Origin of the sequence: Mycobacterium mantenii (genome assembly GCF_001667865.1) — a bacterium.
Lineage (GTDB): Bacteria > Actinomycetota > Actinomycetes > Mycobacteriales > Mycobacteriaceae > Mycobacterium > Mycobacterium mantenii_A.
Map to the genome: position 1 here is coordinate 141883 of NZ_LZJP01000066.1, position 15585 is coordinate 157467.

At 68.9% G+C, this 15585-nt stretch carries 14 protein-coding genes, 1 tRNA gene and 1 pseudogene; 6 read left to right on the forward strand and 10 right to left on the reverse strand.

Annotated elements, in window-relative coordinates; all coding sequences use genetic code 11:
- Positions 1 to 31: 31 nt before the first annotated feature.
- Both A5688_RS10780 and A5688_RS10785 read left to right on the forward strand, forming a co-directional pair.
- Complete coding sequence (locus A5688_RS10780) at positions 32 to 1324, forward strand: pyridoxal phosphate-dependent aminotransferase (RefSeq protein WP_067838943.1); 1293 nt, start codon at positions 32 to 34, stop codon at positions 1322 to 1324.
- 32 nt (positions 1325 to 1356) lie between these two features.
- Entirely contained in the window at positions 1357 to 2625 is a 1269-nt protein-coding gene (locus A5688_RS10785) for a YibE/F family protein (protein ID WP_067909010.1), read from the forward strand.
- Here the strand turns inward: A5688_RS10785 and rfbA are convergent.
- From rfbA to A5688_RS10800, 3 genes are read right to left on the reverse strand one after another with little or no spacing between them, the layout of a single operon-like run.
- The gene (gene rfbA / locus A5688_RS10790) at positions 2567 to 3442 is read right to left on the reverse strand and encodes a glucose-1-phosphate thymidylyltransferase RfbA (RefSeq protein WP_067909006.1); all 876 of its coding nucleotides are present in this window, start codon (positions 3440 to 3442) and stop codon (positions 2567 to 2569) included. The two genes, A5688_RS10785 and rfbA, sit on opposite strands and share 59 nt — an antisense overlap.
- Positions 3443 to 3468: 26 nt before the next feature.
- Positions 3469 to 3840: a nuclear transport factor 2 family protein gene (locus A5688_RS10795; RefSeq protein WP_067838933.1), complete on the reverse strand. Its 372-nt coding sequence runs from the start codon at positions 3838 to 3840 to the stop codon at positions 3469 to 3471.
- A gap of 28 nt (positions 3841 to 3868) precedes the next feature.
- Positions 3869 to 4624, reverse strand: coding sequence for a maleylpyruvate isomerase family mycothiol-dependent enzyme (locus tag A5688_RS10800; protein WP_068268157.1), 756 nt, complete (start codon positions 4622 to 4624; stop codon positions 3869 to 3871).
- A gap of 119 nt (positions 4625 to 4743) precedes the next feature.
- Here A5688_RS10800 and A5688_RS10805 point away from each other — a divergent pair, with 119 nt between their 5' ends.
- Together A5688_RS10805 and A5688_RS10810 are read left to right on the forward strand one after the other, a co-directional pair.
- Positions 4744 to 5280 (forward strand): hypothetical protein, encoded by a 537-nt coding sequence (locus tag A5688_RS10805; RefSeq protein ID WP_067910590.1) that lies wholly within the window; start codon positions 4744 to 4746, stop codon positions 5278 to 5280.
- Positions 5281 to 5308: 28 nt separating this feature from the next.
- On the forward strand, positions 5309 to 5614 hold the full coding sequence (locus tag A5688_RS10810; protein ID WP_067833444.1) for a hypothetical protein: 306 nt from the start codon (positions 5309 to 5311) through the stop codon (positions 5612 to 5614).
- On the opposite strand, the gene A5688_RS10815 is transcribed toward A5688_RS10810, so the two are convergent.
- Positions 5611 to 6936, reverse strand: coding sequence for a UDP-glucose dehydrogenase family protein (locus tag A5688_RS10815; RefSeq protein WP_067833447.1), 1326 nt, complete (start codon positions 6934 to 6936; stop codon positions 5611 to 5613). The two genes, A5688_RS10810 and A5688_RS10815, sit on opposite strands and share 4 nt — an antisense overlap.
- A gap of 92 nt (positions 6937 to 7028) precedes the next feature.
- Here A5688_RS10815 and A5688_RS28545 point away from each other — a divergent pair.
- Positions 7029 to 7129, forward strand: a pseudogene (locus A5688_RS28545) (hypothetical protein); the annotation flags it as partial.
- An 8-nt stretch (positions 7130 to 7137) separates the two neighbouring features.
- Here A5688_RS28545 and A5688_RS10820 read toward each other — a convergent pair.
- From A5688_RS10820 to A5688_RS10845, 6 genes are all read right to left on the reverse strand, one after another.
- Positions 7138 to 8592 (reverse strand): DUF7159 family protein, encoded by a 1455-nt coding sequence (locus A5688_RS10820; RefSeq protein ID WP_431602661.1) that lies wholly within the window; start codon positions 8590 to 8592, stop codon positions 7138 to 7140.
- Positions 8593 to 8756: 164 nt separating this feature from the next.
- Positions 8757 to 9902 (reverse strand): DUF7159 family protein, encoded by a 1146-nt coding sequence (locus A5688_RS10825; protein WP_067910595.1) that lies wholly within the window; start codon positions 9900 to 9902, stop codon positions 8757 to 8759.
- 143 nt (positions 9903 to 10045) lie between these two features.
- Complete coding sequence (locus A5688_RS10830) at positions 10046 to 11515, reverse strand: DUF7159 family protein (protein WP_082951185.1); 1470 nt, start codon at positions 11513 to 11515, stop codon at positions 10046 to 10048.
- 244 nt (positions 11516 to 11759) lie between these two features.
- Positions 11760 to 13907 carry a DUF7159 family protein gene (locus tag A5688_RS27900; protein ID WP_068268152.1) on the reverse strand — a complete coding sequence of 716 codons (2148 nt, stop codon included), beginning with the start codon at positions 13905 to 13907 and terminating at the stop codon, positions 11760 to 11762.
- A gap of 108 nt (positions 13908 to 14015) precedes the next feature.
- The gene (gene dcd, locus A5688_RS10840) at positions 14016 to 14588 is read right to left on the reverse strand and encodes a dCTP deaminase (RefSeq protein WP_067833459.1); all 573 of its coding nucleotides are present in this window, start codon (positions 14586 to 14588) and stop codon (positions 14016 to 14018) included.
- Positions 14589 to 14617: 29 nt separating this feature from the next.
- Entirely contained in the window at positions 14618 to 15253 is a 636-nt protein-coding gene (locus A5688_RS10845) for a hypothetical protein (protein WP_067907312.1), read from the reverse strand.
- A gap of 213 nt (positions 15254 to 15466) precedes the next feature.
- On the opposite strand from A5688_RS10845, the gene A5688_RS10850 reads away from it, so the two are divergent.
- Positions 15467 to 15540: transfer RNA gene (locus A5688_RS10850), tRNA-Gly, on the forward strand.
- Positions 15541 to 15585 lie beyond the last annotated feature (45 nt).

Below are 15585 nucleotides of genomic sequence, written 5' to 3' on the forward strand. Positions count from 1 at the left end.
CTGCGTCTTTGACGCGTGACAGCAAATCTCAGTGGACAGAGATGGCACCATTAGTGGTGTGACCACCCATCATCTGCCTCTGCACCCGTCGGCTCATCACCGGCCGCAGCGGACTTTCACGCAGTCGTCCAAGCTTCAGGGCGTTCTGTACGAGATCCGCGGGCCGGTGCACCAGCACGCCGCGCGGCTGGAGGCCGAGGGGCACCGCATCCTGAAGCTCAACATCGGCAACCCGGCGCCGTTCGGCTTCGAGGCGCCCGACGTGATCATGCGCGACATGATCCAGGCGCTGCCGTACGCCCAGGGCTACTCGGACTCGCAGGGCATCTTGCCCGCGCGGCGGGCGGTGGTCACCCGCTACGAGCTGGTCGAGGGGTTCCCCCGGTTCGACGTCGACGACGTGTACCTGGGCAACGGCTGCTCCGAACTGATCACGATGACGCTGCAGGCCCTGCTCGACAACGGCGACGAGGTGTTGATCCCGTCGCCGGACTACCCGCTGTGGACGGCGTCGACGTCCCTGGCCGGCGGCACGCCCGTGCACTACCTGTGCGACGAGACGCAGGCCTGGCAGCCCGACATCGCCGACCTGGAGTCCAAGATCACCGAGCGCACCAAGGCGCTGGTCATCATCAACCCCAACAACCCCACCGGCGCGGTCTACAGCCGCGAGGTCCTCACCCAGATGGTGGAGCTGGCGCGCAAGCACGAACTGCTGCTGCTCGCCGACGAGATCTACGACAAGATCCTCTATGACGACGCCAAGCACATCAACGTGGCCACGCTGGCCCACGACATGCTGTGCCTGACGTTCAACGGCCTGTCCAAGGCCTACCGGGTCGCCGGCTACCGCGCGGGCTGGCTGGCCATCACCGGTCCTAAGGACCACGCGGAGAGCTTCATCGAGGGCATCAACCTGCTCGCCAACATGCGGCTGTGCCCCAACGTTCCCGCCCAGCACGGGATCCAGGTGGCCCTCGGTGGCCACCAGAGCATCGAGGACCTGGTGCTGCCCGGCGGACGGCTGCTCGAGCAGCGCGACGTCGCGTTTGAGAAACTCAACGAGATTCCCGGGGTGTCTTGCGTCAAGCCCGAGGGTGCGCTGTACGCCTTCCCCCGGCTCGACCCCGAGGTCTATGACATCGAAGACGACGAACAGCTCGTCCTCGACCTGCTGCTGCAGGAGAAGATTCTGGTCACCCAGGGCACCGGATTCAATTGGCCGGCACCGGATCACCTGCGCATCGTGACGCTGCCGTGGGCCCGCGACCTGTCCGCCGCGATCGAGCGGCTGGGCAACTTCCTGGTCAGCTATCGACCGTAGGCACCCGCGCGACCGCCTCTACGGTAGAGCGGGTGACGCACACCCACACGCACTCGCATAGCTTGTCCGGCCCGGCCCCGATCGAGTCGCTGCCGGCCAGGATCGTCGTCGGGTTGCTGGTCGCGATCGGCGTAGCGGTGGCCGTCGGCGCGGTCCTGCTCTGGCCCAGCCGGCAGCACGTCGACATTCCGATGCCGCTGCAGAACGCGGCCGGCGGCGCGGTGAGCACGCAAGCCGGGCACGTACTGTCCAGCGGGATGGGCGACTGCGGCAGCCTGTCGGCCAGTCAGGTCCTCACCGGCACGCCGCAGCAGGCCCCGCCCGGCGCGGGGCGGTGCGTCTTGACCCAGGTCTCGATCGATTCCGGGCCCAACGCCGGTGCCCAGACACTCCTGGAGTCCTCACCCGGTCCCGGCCAGCCGAAATTCGCGGTGGGCGACCACATTCGGCTGGTCCGACAGGTCGACGAGCAGGGCGCCACCAGCTATGCGTTCTACGACTTCGAACGCGGCTGGGCGCTGGCCGGTTTGGCAATCGCGTTCGCGGTGGTGATCGTGGCGGTGGCACGCTGGCGCGGGCTGCTCGCGCTGGTAGGCATCGTGGTCGCGTTCGCGGTGCTGGTGACGTTCCTGCTGCCGGCCCTGCGCGATGGCGCGCCCGCGGTTCCGGTGGCGCTGGTGGCGTCGGCGGCCATCCTGTACGCGGTCATCTATCTCGCCCACGGGGTCAGCCTGCGGACCAGCGCCGCACTGCTGGGCACCTTGTCGGCGCTGCTGCTGGCGGCCGGATTGTCGTGGGCAGCAATCCAACTGGCGCAGCTGACCGGGCTGTCGGACGAGCAGAACAGCACCGTCAGCGCGTATCTGGGCAATGTGTCGATCGGCGGCCTGCTGCTCGCCGGCTTCATCATCGGCTCGCTGGGTGTGCTCAACGACGTGACGGTGACCCAGGCCTCGACGGTGTTCGAGCTCGCCCACCTCGGCGGCACCCGGCGGGCGATCTTCGTGGGCGCGATCCGGGTGGGCCGCGACCACATCGCCAGCACGGTCTACACGCTGGTGCTGGCTTATGCGGGTAGTTCGCTGCCGCTGCTGTTGCTGTTCAGCGTCGCCAACCGCTCGCTGACCGACGTGTTGACCAGCGAGAGCGTGGCCATCGAGATCGCCCGCTCGGCGGTGGGCGGCATGGCGCTGGCGCTGTCGGTGCCGCTGACCACGGCGATCGCCGCGGTGCTGGCCAAACCTACTGAAAGCGGTTCCGCTCCAACAGGTCCAGCAGATAGCCGCCGTAGCCGGACTTGAGCAGGCTCTGTGCCCGCTCGGCCAGCTCCTCGTCGGTGATCCAGCCCTGCTGCCACGCGACCTCCTCGGGCACACTGACCTTCAGGCCTTGGCGTCGCTCCAGGGTGCGCACGAAATCGCTTGCGTCCAGCAGCGAGTCGAACGTGCCGGTGTCCAGCCAGGCCGTTCCGCGGGCCATCACCTCGACCGCGAGCTGACCGCGGTTCAGATAGATCTGGTTGACCTCGGTGATCTCATACTCGCCGCGCGCCGACTTCTTCAGGCCCTTCGCGATTTCGATCACGTCGTTGTCGTAGAAGTACAGTCCCGGCACCGCGTAATTGGATTTCGGCGTCTTGGGCTTTTCCTCCAGCGACAGCGCCCTGCCGTCGTCGCTGAATTCGACGACGCCGTACGCCGACGGGTTGGCCACCCAGTACGCGAAAACGGCTCCCCCGCTGATGGATTGGAAGCGGCTCAAGCTGGTACCCAGGCCCGGCCCGTAGAAGATGTTGTCTCCCAACACCAAAGCCACCGAATCGGTGCCGATGTGGTCGGCGCCCAGGACGAACGCCTGGGCCAGACCGTCGGGCCTCTCCTGCGTCACGTAGGTGATGTTGATTCCGAACTGCGAACCGTCGGCCAGCAGCCGTTGGAAACCGGGCGCGTCATGCGGGGTGGTGATCACCAGGATGTCGCGGATTCCGGCCATCATCAGGGTGGACAGCGGGTAGTACACCATCGGTTTGTCGTAGACGGGCAGCAACTGCTTGCTGATGCCCGTGGTGATCGGATGCAGGCGGGTCCCCGACCCGCCGGCCAAGATGATTCCGCGCATGGATGGCTCCTAATGCCTCAATCGGCCTATTCGACGGCGTCGGACTCGGTGAGCTCGGTGGCCGCCAGCGCCGACGCCAGGCTGTCGTGCCGGAACACCGAGGTGACGTGGTCGCGGACGACGCGAAATGCCAAGGCGTTGGTGGCCGCCCCCGGACCGTCGGGGCCGCCGGGTTTCTGCTCGGCGACGACGATGCCGTCGTGCACGTACATCTGGCCGAGCTGGGTGGTCGCCCGCTGCGAGTTCGCCCAGTTGCGCAGCGCCTGATGGCCCTGCGCCGCGCCGTGCGCGTCGCCGATTTCGATGTCGTCACTGGACAAGGCCACCAAGGTGTCGATGTCGGCGGTGTTGAGGGCGTCATGCCATGCCAGAACGGTGGCGATCTCCGATGTGGTCATGGTGTGCAAAGTACCGTGCGGCCCGCGGCTAGAGAGGCGTACGGTCCAACCAGCGCTCCCACACCCCGTCGTCGCCGAACAGCTCCACACCCGTATCGGCCAGCGGTCGTCGGCGCAATATCGCCAGCAGCAGCTCGGTCGCGCCGCCCCGCAGCGCGGCGCTGCCCTTGCCGTGCTCGTGCGACCAGGTGATCCGGCCCTGCTCGACGGCGACGGTCCACTCGCCCGCTTCCCCCAGGCCGGGGTCGGTGGCGTGCAGGTGCAGGGTGTCGCCCTCCTCGAGCGGAAGCGGTGCCCCCTCGTTGCCCGCCTGGATCGCGACCCGCTCCAGCCATTCGGTGATGCCGTCGGCGGCCACGTCGGGCGCCAACGCGAACTCACGACCCAGCGCGATCGCCGCGTCGGCGCGATGCACGGCGACCTCGTGCAACCGCCGCCGGACCCACCAGTTCGCCGGGCGCGATCCGAGGAACGTCCAGACCGGCGTCTCGACCCCGGTCAGCTCGACGGCGTCGATCAACCGCTGAGCGCCGCCGCGCAGCCAGGAGATCGCGCCGGCGGGATCGGGCGGCGGCTTGCCGCCCTCGACCGTGCGGGGATCGAGGTAGCTGTCCAGTTTTTCCCGCACGATCTGCGCCGCCCAGCGGTCGCCGCGGCCGACGTGCCGCAACAGTTGCCGCAGTGTCCAGTCCGGGCAGGTCGGCACCGGCGTGGACTCGTCGGCATCGCGAAAAAGCTCCGCGAAGGCCCGGTTCTCGTCGAGGAATGCTCCGGCGTAGTCCACGCGGGTCAGGCTACTCGCCATTCCCACAACCAAGGACTGGCCAGAAAGAGCAATTGGTCCCTATCGGCGGACTGGGCGATGTGCTGGGATCCTAGGGTCACAGACCGCCGGAGACGACCATGGCTCTACCCTTCATCCGCACCAATCGGGAGCGCGAGAATGTCGCGCTTGAGCGCGAACGAATCGCCGAGGAGCGGGAAGGCATCGCGAACGAGCGCGAACACCTCGCGCAAGAGCGTGAACTGGTGGTGTCCCGGCGTGAGCAGCTGACCGAGGGCGTGGAGCGCTGGGTGCGCTACCTCGAGTCACGCGCCATTCTCGCCAATCGCCGCGAAACGCTGGCCGACGAGCGCGAACGGATTGCGGACGAACGCGAAGCGCTGGCCGACCAGCGCGAACGAATCGCGGACGAACGCGAACGCGAGGCCAACGAACGCGAATTGGAAAGCGGTGCGGATCATCCCGGAGGTCGCAACCGGAACCATAAGCGGCGGGCGGCCGAAAGGGGAGAACGACACCAGGAGGCGGCGCTTCGTGAGCAGGCCAACGTGGAACGGGAGCAGGCGGCCAGCGAACGCCGATTCGCAAGGCAACGGGCCGAATACGAAGGTGAGCAGGCGACACAACCGAGCGAAGGACGGCGTCGTGACGGCTGAACCATCCCCACCAACGATAGGGACAGCGATGTCCAGCGCCGATGAACTCGCCGAGGCCGAGCTCGCCGAAGCGGTTACCCGAGCCCGTCAAAAAGCCGAGGTCGCGCTCGAAGCGGCGCAGGCGGCCCAGCGCTCTGCGGCCCGGAGCGTGGAACAATCCGCGGCCAGTCACGACCGAACCGCGGACTCATACGAAGAAGCAGCCGAACGCGACAAGCGTCGCAGCGACGAATACCGCGAACACGCGGCCGTGCATCGCCAATACGCGCAAGACGACCGCGACATGGCTAAGCAGCTGCTGCGAATGGCGGAGAGCGACTCGACCAAAAACTAGGGCCGCGGGGCGCCCAGCCGGTAGACCCGCCAGCCCGCCTGGTGCCAGCGGGCGACGTCCAGGCAGTTGCGGCCGTCCACGATGACGCGGGCCCGCACCCGGTCGGCCAGGTCGTCGGGGTCCATGTCGACGAACTGGCGCCACTCGGTGAGCACCAGCACCGCATCCGCGCGCTCGCAGGCCTCTTCGACCGAGACCGCGTAGTTCAGCGTCGGGAACAGGCGTTGCGCGTTGTCCAGGGCCTTGGGGTCATAGACGTTGACCGCGGCGCCATTGAGCTGCAGTTGACCCGCGACGTTGAGCGCGGGTGAGTCGCGCACGTCGTCGGACTCGGGTTTGAAGGCCGCACCGAGCACGGCGATGTTGGCGCCCAGCAGCGAGCCACCGCAGGCCGCGCTGGCCAGTTCCACCATCCGGGTGCGGCGGCGCATGTTGATGCTGTCCACCTCACGCAGGAACGTCAGCGCCTGGTCGGCCCCCAGCTCGCCGGCGCGCGCCATAAAGGCGCGGATGTCCTTGGGCAGGCAGCCGCCACCGAAACCCAAACCGGCATTGAGGAATTGGCGTCCGATCCGGGGATCGTAGCCCAGCGCATCGGCCAGCAGGCTGACGTCGGCACCCGCGGCCTCGCATACCTCGGAGATCGCGTTGATGAACGAAATCTTGGTCGCCAGAAAGGCATTGGCGGAAACCTTGACCAGCTCCGCGGTCTGCAAGTCGGTGACCAGGAACGGCACCCCGGCGTCGAGCAGCGGCCCGTACAGCTCGCGAACGGCGACCTCGGCACGCGTCGATTCCGGTTTGATGCCCAGCACGATGCGGTCCGGGTTGAGGGTGTCCTGCACGGCGTAGCCTTCGCGCAAAAACTCTGGATTCCAGGCGATTTCGACGTCGACACCGTGCGGCGCCAGCGCGGCGGCCCGCTGGTTCAGCTCGGCCGCGGTGCCCACCGGAACCGTCGACTTGCCCACCAGCACCGCTGAACTCGTCAACCGCGGCACCAGCGCATCGATCACGGCGTAGACATGGCGCAGGTCCGCGCCGTATTCGCCCTTTTTCTGCGGTGTGCCCACCCCCAAGAAGTGCACATCGGCGAAGTCGGCCGCCATGTCGTAGTCGGTGGTGAACCGCAGCCGGCCCGCAGCCAGGTTCTCCTTCAACAGCTTTCGCAGACCGGGCTCGTAGAAAGGGATGTCACCCCCGGCGAGCTTGGCGACCTTGCCGGGGTCGATATCGATCCCGAGCACGTCGTGTCCCAGTGCCGCCATCCCGACCGCGTGGGTGGCGCCGAGGTAACCCGTGCCAAACACGGTGCATCGCATACAACCGGTGTAGGCGGCCGCGATGAGCTAACTGCATCGTGAGGCTAAGCGGGAGGCAAACGGCAGATGACAGGTGGCCGCCGTCAGGCTTCGTGGCGATCGCGAGCGCGGCGCAGCCGGGCGAAGCAGGTCGCCACCATCGGGACTAATGGCGATCGCGAGCGCGGCGCAGCCGGGCGAAGCGGGTCGCCATCATCACAACTAGTGGCGGCCGAAACCGCCGTGACCTCCGCCGAAGCCGCCGTGGCCGCCGCCGAAGCCCGGAATTCCGGGGAATCCGCCGCCGCCGCGCGGACCGTCGTCACCGCCACCGTGCCCGCCTCCCGGGGGTCCACCGAAGCCCGGCCCGCCAAGGCCCGGGATCGGCAGCGGGATGGGCACCGGGATCGGCGCCACCGCGGGCGGAGGTGGCGGCGGAGCCGCCGGCGCGGGAGCCTCCGGCACCGGGATAGGCGCGGGGGCCGCCGGGGCCGGCGCGGGAGCGGGAGCTGGAACGGCCGCCGGCGCGGGGGCCTGCTCTGGAGCCGGCGCCTCGGGAGCCGGGGCCGCGGGAGCCGGGGCGGGTGCCGCCGGCGCGGGTGCCTGCTCTGGAGCCGGCGCAGCGGGAGCCGGAGCGGGCCGGGTGGGCGCGACAACGACGTTCTGGTTCGGGCTGGGCTGCACGTTGGCCGTCGGCCGGATGGCGATGGCCAGTGACACGACCAGTGCAACCACGCCGATGACGAAGATCCCCGCCACCGCGCTTCCCACCAGCTTGAACGAGCGGCGCTCGGGGTAATCCGCGTTGACCAGGTCCGTCGGGGCGTACGAGCCGGTGAAGAACTCGTCCGGGTCGTCGGGCACCGCGCTGTACGCGAGCCCGTCCGCGCCGGCCTCGCCCGGGGTTTCGAAGTAGCCCGGCGCCACGGCCAGCGGGTTGATCGCGCCGGTGCCGGGATCCTGCGCGTAAGCCAGCGCCGCGGTGGACGACGAGAACAGCGGCGCATGCGCCGACGCCAGCGCCGCGCCGCGGGCCAGCGCCGTGTCCGGTTCCTCGGGCGCCGTCAGTGGCAGCGTGGTCGCCGCCTCCAGGGCGGGCTTGATCAGCGGGATGTCGATGCCGGAGCCGACGACGAACACGGCGTCCGGGCGGCTTTCCATATTCTCCGCGCCGGAGACCAGACGGGTCAGCTCGGCTACGGCCGCCTCGTCGTCTTCGGGGAGCACCTGGCGCCGGACGTCGGTGATGGATCCGTCCGCGCTGTCGACGACGGCCAGCGTGGCGGTGTCCGGCTCGATGTACAGCAGGGCCGTCTGCGCGTAGTTGGTCTGGTGACCGACCGCCTGGGCCAGCGCCGCCGCGGCCAGGAAGGCCGAGACGAGCATCACATTTTCCACCTTGTGGGCGGCCAGCTTGTCGCGCAACGCGGCGGCCTCGAGGGGATCGGTGAACGTGACCCCGGTCGACGCCAGTTGATAGCCGCCTTCCGCCGCGCCCTGACGGGTCCCCAAGATGGCCGAAACTACCTGGTCCGAGGCGGTTACCGTTGCTGCATCAGCGGCCGCGGCGACGTCGAAATTGTCTTCATCGACGGTCGCGCCGTCGCCGTTTTCCCCCTCGACCAGCACCATCCGGACTGCCGTCGGCGCCATCGACACACCAAGTACGGTGTCCAAAGCTCCTCCAATAGTCGGTTGCTAGCCGTTCACGGCGGGGGCGGGCTCGTCGCACAGTGTGATGGCGCGAAACATCGCTGAGTCCCCACCGATATTCCCCTAAAGACCCGATTTTACGCTTGTTCGGCACTCGAGTACCGGCCCGGGACCGGCCCGCGACGGCTCTATGGGGACGGAATTCCGGGAATTGCGGTGCCCAGGTGGCGGTGCAGCCAGTCATCCCAATGTTGATGGTCGTCGGATCGAGGCGAGGGTTGCGGCGGCGACGCCGGCGCCTGGGACGGTGGCGACGCCGGCGCCTGCGACGGTGGTTCCGGCGCTGCCGGCGGCGGGAGCGGGCCCGTCGGGCCGGCGTCCGGATTCTGCGGCGCGACGACGTTCGTGCTGACGTCGGGCGGCTGGTCCGTGTGCGGGCGGATACCGAAGACAAGGGCCAGCGCCAACGCCACGATGCCGCCGACGAAGACCGTCGACACGGCGGCGATCGTCAAGACCGACTTGCGGCTGCGCCGCCGGCGAGACGGGGCGTCGGCAAGGGCATCGGATGCCGGGTCGTCTTCGGCGCTGTACGCGAGTTCAACGGCGGCGACCGAGGCGGTATGCGCGGCCGGCATCGCGACCGTTCGCGGCGCGCCCAGTCGCGCGTTCGCCGCGGCCAGCGAGGCGCCACGTGCCAGGGCCATCTCGGGTTCCTCGGGCGTGGTCACCGACAGCGCGGTCGCTGCCTCGAGCGTCGGCATGATCGACGGAATGTCGACCTCCGAGCCGACCAGAAACACCCCGTCGGGTCGCGCGCTCATCGACTCGGCGTCCGAGACCATCGCGGTCAGCTTCGCCAGCGCGGCGTCGTCGCTGCCGGGCAGCGGGTGCTTGTGCACGTCGGTGACCGTCCCGTCGGAGGTGTCGACGACCGCCAGGGTGGCGCTGCTCGACTCGACGAGCAGCAACGCGGTGCGGGCCCAGTTCGTGGCGCTGCCCATGGCCTGCGCCAGCGCGGCCGCGGCCATGACCGCCGAGACCAGCATCACGTTCTCAATCTTGCGTGCCGCCAACGTGTCTCGCAGCGCCGCCGCCTTGATCGGGTCGGTCCAGCTCACCCCGCTGGATTTGAGCCGATACCCGCCCTGGGCCGCGCTGTCCCGGGTTCCGAGAATGGCTGCGACGACGTGATTCGCTGCGGCGACAGGGGTTTCATCGCCGGCGACATCAAAACCGTTCTGATCGACAGTCACCCCGCCGGCGGCTTCACCTTCGATGAGCACCATGCGGACTGTCTCAGGTGCCATAGACACGCCAAGTACGACGTCCACCGCTCCTCCAGATCATCCGAAAATTGGTTGCTGTGCCATGTTTTGGAAGGTAACCGAACTCACAGACAGTTCCGGCCGCGGCCACACCCCCAATTCGCCACCATAGCGCGCCGGCGGCGGTGCACCCGTGAACGGCGAACGCGCTACCCGTGGCCGTGCCCACCCCCGAAGCCGTGGCCGCCGAACCCATGGCCGCCACCGAAACCATGACCCCCGCCGAATCCGTGACCGCCGCCGAACGGTCCGTGACCGCCGCCGAACGGTCCGTGTCCACCGAAGAGGCCGTGACCACCGAAGAGGCCGTGACCACCGAAGGGACCCTGATTACCGAAGGGGCCGTGGCCACCGCCCAGCCCGGGGACCGGCAGGCGGGGTGGCGGGACGAACACCGGCGGCGGCAGGACTGGTATGGGCGGAGCGGCGGGAGGCGGCGGTGCGACTGGAGCCGGCGGTGCAACGGGGCGTGGCGCGGCCAATGGCGGCGGCTCAATTTTCGGCTGAGCCTGCACTGGCGGCCCAGGATTGGGCGGCGTCGGCGCGGGGGCCGGGACGACGATGTTCTCGTTGGGGCTGGGCCGTAAGGCGACGGTGGGGCGAATGCTGATCGCCAGCGCGATTTCCAGCGCCACCACCGCCGCGATGAAGATCACCGCCAGCGTGCTGCTGACCAGCAGGAGAGACTTGCGCCGGCGGGCGCGTTCGTCCAGGCCGACAAGGGTTTTAGCGTCGGCGTCATCGTCGGCCACGGCGCTGTAGGCGACGTTGGTCTTGCCCTGGTCGACGTCGGCGGCCAGGGCGGCGATGTGGCTGCGGTATTCGGGCTGATATCCCGGCACCAGGCCGGGATATTGTCCGGCGAGGACGAGCGGGTCGACCTCTCCGGTGCCGGGATCCAGCGCGTAGGCCAGCGCGGCCGTCGACGACGCGAACAGCGGTGCATTCGCCGCCGCCAGCGCGGCGCCTCGCGCCAAAGCCATCTCCGGCTCGTCGGGCGCGGACAACTCGAGCGAGGTCGCGGCCTCCAACGCCGGCTTGATCAGCGGGACGTCGACGCCGGAACCGACCAGGACCAGGCCGTCCGGATGCGCTTCGAGCGCCCCGGCGGCGGCGGCCATGTCGACGAGTTCGGCTACCGCTTCGTCCTCGTCCTCCGCGAGGACCCTGCGGCGCACTTCCGAGACCGAACCGTCGGCGGTGTCAACCACGGCCAGGGTTGCGCTGTAGGGCTCGACGAACAGCAGCGCGGTGCGCGTGTAGTTGGTGGCGTCGCCGACAGCCTGCGTCAGCGCGGCCGCGGCCATGAACGCCGAGACCAGCATGACGTTTTCGACCTTGTAGGCGGTCAGGGCGTCGCGCAGCATCGCCGCCTCGACGTGATCAGTCCAGGTCACACCCGTCGACAGCAGCTGGTAGCCGCCCTCGGTAGCGCCTTCCCGGGTGCCGAGAATCGCCGAGACCACTTCGTTGGGGGCGGTGCCGGGCGCGGCGGTGCGTTGGGTGTCGACGTCGAAGCCGTCCTCGTCGACGGTGACCCCGTCGGCGCATTCGCCTTCGACGAGCACCATGCGCACCTTCGTCGGCGTCATCGAGACGCCGAGCACGATGCCCACCACCGCTAGGCTCTCCTGCTCATTTTGCTGCGCTGCTCAATGCCCCCCCATAGGCAGCACCACTATTCAGCGATCACCAGGGATTTCCCGCCACAGCTAAGCGCGGCCCGCGTGCCCGCACATATTGCTGGGCTGATGAAATTCTGGCGGGTGAGGCGACATTTATTGGCCAGCCTCAATAAGCTCGACAGTACTCGTGATCTCGGCAGCGGTAAGCCAATTGCTGTGAGTTGGTTGGCAAACCGGGCTAGTGGTGGCCGCCGCCCCCACCACCACCGCCGAAGCCGCCGCCACCGCCGCTGTGCCCGCCGCCGAAGCCGCCACCACCGCCGAAGCCGCCACCGCTGTGACCGCCACCGAAGCCGCCGAGACCACCGCCGCCAGGAGCCGGAGCGTGCCCGCCACCGAAGCCGCCGAAGCCGCCGCCGCCAGGAGCCGGAGCGTGCCCGCCACCGAAGCCGCCGCAGCCGCCGCCGCCAGGGGCCGGAGCGTGACCGCCACCGAAGCCGCCGGGGCCACCGCCGCTGGGGCCGCCTGCGGGGGGTGTGGGAACGTGGCCGCCGCCCAAGCCACCCGGAATGCCGCCAGGCGCCGGGGCGTGACCGCCGCCCAAACCACCCGGACCACCCGAACCCGGTGTCGGAACGTGGCCACCACCCAGGCCGCCCGGTCCGCCCGAACCCGGCGTCGGAACGTGGCCACCACCCAAACCACCCGGTCCGCCCGAACCCGGGGTGGGCACGTGCCCGCCACCCGAACCCGGTGTCGGAACGTGGCCGCCACCCGAACTGCCCGGTCCACCGGGGCCGCTCTCACCCGGCGTGGGCACGTGGCCGCCCGGTCCGCCCGAACCCGGCGTGGGCACATGCCCGCCACCTGAACCGCCCGGGCCGCTCTCCCCGGGCGACGGGTTGTGGCCGCCGCCGTAGTTACCGGGGCCGTTCGGCTTGGGAGGGGTGCCTTCACCCGGGGGCGTCTGGTGCGGCGGTGATTGCGGAATGCCGCCGCCGGCCTGCGGGGGCGACGGCGGCTGCGGGATGTGCACCGGAGGCTGGGGGGCCACCGGTTGCGGGATGGACAGATGCGGTGGGACCGCCAGCTGCGGGGCGCTCTCGACCGGGTTGGGAAGCGGGATGCGGACCGGCACCGGCACCGGCACCGGCACCGGGGGGACCACAACGGGGGCCGGGGGAATCGGGGCCGCGGGCAGCGGAGGGGCCGCCGGTGGAGGAGCCGCGGGCAGCGGCGCGGCGACCGGCGGGTTCAACGGCTGGGGTGCCGCCACCGGGGCGGGCTGGCTGAGCTTCGCCAGCGGTTCGGACGCCTGCACCGGCGCCGGGGCCGGCGCCTGCTCGGGGACGATGAGGTGTTGGCCCGGGGTGGGCTGCAGCGCAACGGTTCCCGTCGTCCGGATGCCGATCGCCAGCGCGATCTCGAGTGCCAGCACCGCACTGATACCGACCACCGCCAGGCCGCTGCCGATGAGCAGGACCGGCCGGCGCTTCGGCTGGCTCTCTTCGGGAAGGAAGAGCTTCTCGATGACGACGGTCGGCGAATCGGCGTCGTCGTCTCGCACCGCGCTGTAGGCGAGCTCGTCGTCGCCGGACTCGGGCCCGAACGGGGCATAGAGGTATTCGGGAAGGGAGTACTGGTCGACCGCGCCGGTGCCGGGGTCCTGCGCGTAGGCCAGCGCGGCCGTCGACGAGGCGAACAGCGGCGCGTTCGCCGACGCCAGTGCCGCACCGCGGGCCAGCGCCGTCTCCGGCTCCTCGGCCACACTCACGTCGAGGAACGTCGTCGACTGCAACACCGGCTTCAACGGAGCGACGTCGATGCCCGAGCCGACCAGGAACAGCCCGCCCGGCAGGAGTTCCAGCTTCTCCATCCCGGCGACCATCGCGCTGAGCTGCTCGGCGGCGTCGCCGTAGGACTCGGCGTGGATCTGTTGCTTGTAGACGTCCGGAATGGAACCGTCGGACGTTTCGACCACCGCCAGCGTCGCGGTGTCGGGCTCCACCAGCAGCACGGCGGTGCGCTCGTAACCCATTGCCCCACCGACGTTTTGCGCCAGCGCCGCCGCGGCCAGAAAGGCCGAGACCAGCATCACGTTGTCGATCCGGTGAGCGGCCAGCGCGTCGCGCAACGCCGCGGCTTCGAGGTGATCCGTCCACGTCACGCCGATGGACGACAGCTCAAGGCCCGCCTCGACCGCGCCTTCGCGGGTGCCGAGGATGGCCGAGATCACCTGGTCGGGCCCGGTCGCGGTGGCCGGATCGTCGGCGTCGGTGACGTCGAACGTGTCCTCTTCCACCGTGGCGCCGTCGGCGTATTCGCCTTCCAGGACGACCATTTGGATCGATGACGGTGCCATCGACACCCCGAGCACGATATCCAATACAAACCCCTCCAAAGGTATTGCACGATGAACCATGGCCAGGCGGAGGAAAAAAACCATGGCTAACTAAGTATCGCGCAGAAGGGGTGCGTGAGAGCGCTGTAGAACCTATGTAGTCCTTATGAAGTTCTGATAGGAGCGCGACGGGGTCGGTCCTCGCTGGCCCTGATACTTCGAACCTACTTGCTTACTGCCGTAAGGGTGTTCGGCGGGACTGGTCAACCGCAGAATGCACAGCTGACCGATCTTCATGCCCGGCCACAGCGTGATCGGCAGGTTGGCGACGTTGGACAACTCCAGCGTGATGTGACCGCTGAAGCCGGGGTCGATGAACCCGGCGGTCGAGTGCGTCAGCAGGCCGAGTCGGCCCAGCGACGACTTGCCCTCCAGGCGTCCGGCGAGGTCGTCGGGCAAGGTGATGAGTTCCAGCGTCGAGCCGAGCACGAACTCGCCGGGATGCAGCACGAACGGCTCCCCGGCGACGGGTTCGACCAAGCTGGTCAGCTCGTCCTGCTGCTTGGCCGGGTCGATGTGGGTGTAGCGGGTGTTGTTGAACACCCGGAACATGCAGTCGAGCCGCACGTCGATGCTGGACGGCTGCACCAGGCTCGCTTCGAACGGGTCGATGCCCAGCCGCCCGGTGGTGATTTCGGCCCTGAGGTCCCGATCGGAGAGCAGCACGCGACGAGCCTAGCCGCTGCCCATGGCGTTCAGCGGAGATAGACCTCGTTGCCGCTGGGATATCCGCCCCCGAAAGTCGTGACGTGCACGTGGTCGTAGTGCCCGAGCCGGCTCGCTTGCGCTCCGCCGGGCGTGTAGTAGACGCCCCGCCAGATCGCATCCTGGATGGCGAACCGCTCGGCGTGCGCCAGCACGTAGGTCACGACCGCATTGCCCAGCGCGATGCCCTCGGCCGACTGCGGGTTGGGAATCATGACATCGAGCGCCAGGCCGAGGGGGTGCCACGGCAGCGGATCCGGTCGCACTCCCCCGATCTCGTGGATCTGGGGGAAGTCGGCGGTGATGCTGCGCGCGGTGAGGATCGTGCGGATCTGCAGGCCCTGTTCAGATGCGATGTCGGCGGTCAGGAAGCGGGCCCGGGTGTGATACCGCGAGGCCGCGGCAGGCTCGCCGTCAGCGAATCCCTTAATGAGCCGATTCGATGCCGCGGTCACGATTTCCACGCAGCAGGGAGCGGCGTGCTGGACAACGGATTTGGCCTCGTCGTCGTGCGCAAATGGGTGGACGTCTGCGGATACCGCGAAGAACGCCAGGGCGGGTGCGAGCACCGCAGCCAGGGACACCGACGGTTTGCGCCGCTTCCTGGCTAATTCGTGTCGACCCATCCCGAGCACATTACGTTGCGATAACGAAATAATAAATGCGGGCCCGTTAAGAATCGCGCCATACCCGCTTAGATTCCGGGCACGGTGTCGTAGCAAGTAGGCGGCGATGTTTGGTCGTGGCGCTGGCACGACCCCGCGCGCGATGGGGGTCGCGAGGCCGCCCGTACGGACCGGCATCCGCCGCGCCGGATGCTAGCCTGCTGAGGCGACTGTGCCGATGTAGTTCAATGGCAGAACATCAGCTTCCCAAGCTGAATACGCGGGTTCGATTCCCGTCATCGGCTCCACGAAATCGCAGGTTAGAGCGATTTGGTTCACTCGAAATCTCTACG

Excerpts from the sequence above, each read along its gene's own strand:
- rfbA (WP_067909006.1), bottom strand. The coding sequence starts at position 3,442 with ATGCGCGGAATCATCTTGGCCGGCGGGTCGGGGACCCGCCTGCATCCG.
- A5688_RS10795 (WP_067838933.1), bottom strand. The coding sequence starts at position 3,840 with ATGACCACATCGGAGATCGCCACCGTTCTGGCATGGCATGACGCCCTC.
- A5688_RS10805 (WP_067910590.1), top strand. The coding sequence starts at position 4,744 with ATGGCTCTACCCTTCATCCGCACCAATCGGGAGCGCGAGAATGTCGCG.
- A5688_RS10810 (WP_067833444.1), top strand. The coding sequence starts at position 5,309 with ATGTCCAGCGCCGATGAACTCGCCGAGGCCGAGCTCGCCGAAGCGGTT.
- A5688_RS10815 (WP_067833447.1), bottom strand. The coding sequence starts at position 6,936 with ATGCGATGCACCGTGTTTGGCACGGGTTACCTCGGCGCCACCCACGCG.
- A5688_RS10845 (WP_067907312.1), bottom strand. The coding sequence starts at position 15,253 with ATGGGTCGACACGAATTAGCCAGGAAGCGGCGCAAACCGTCGGTGTCC.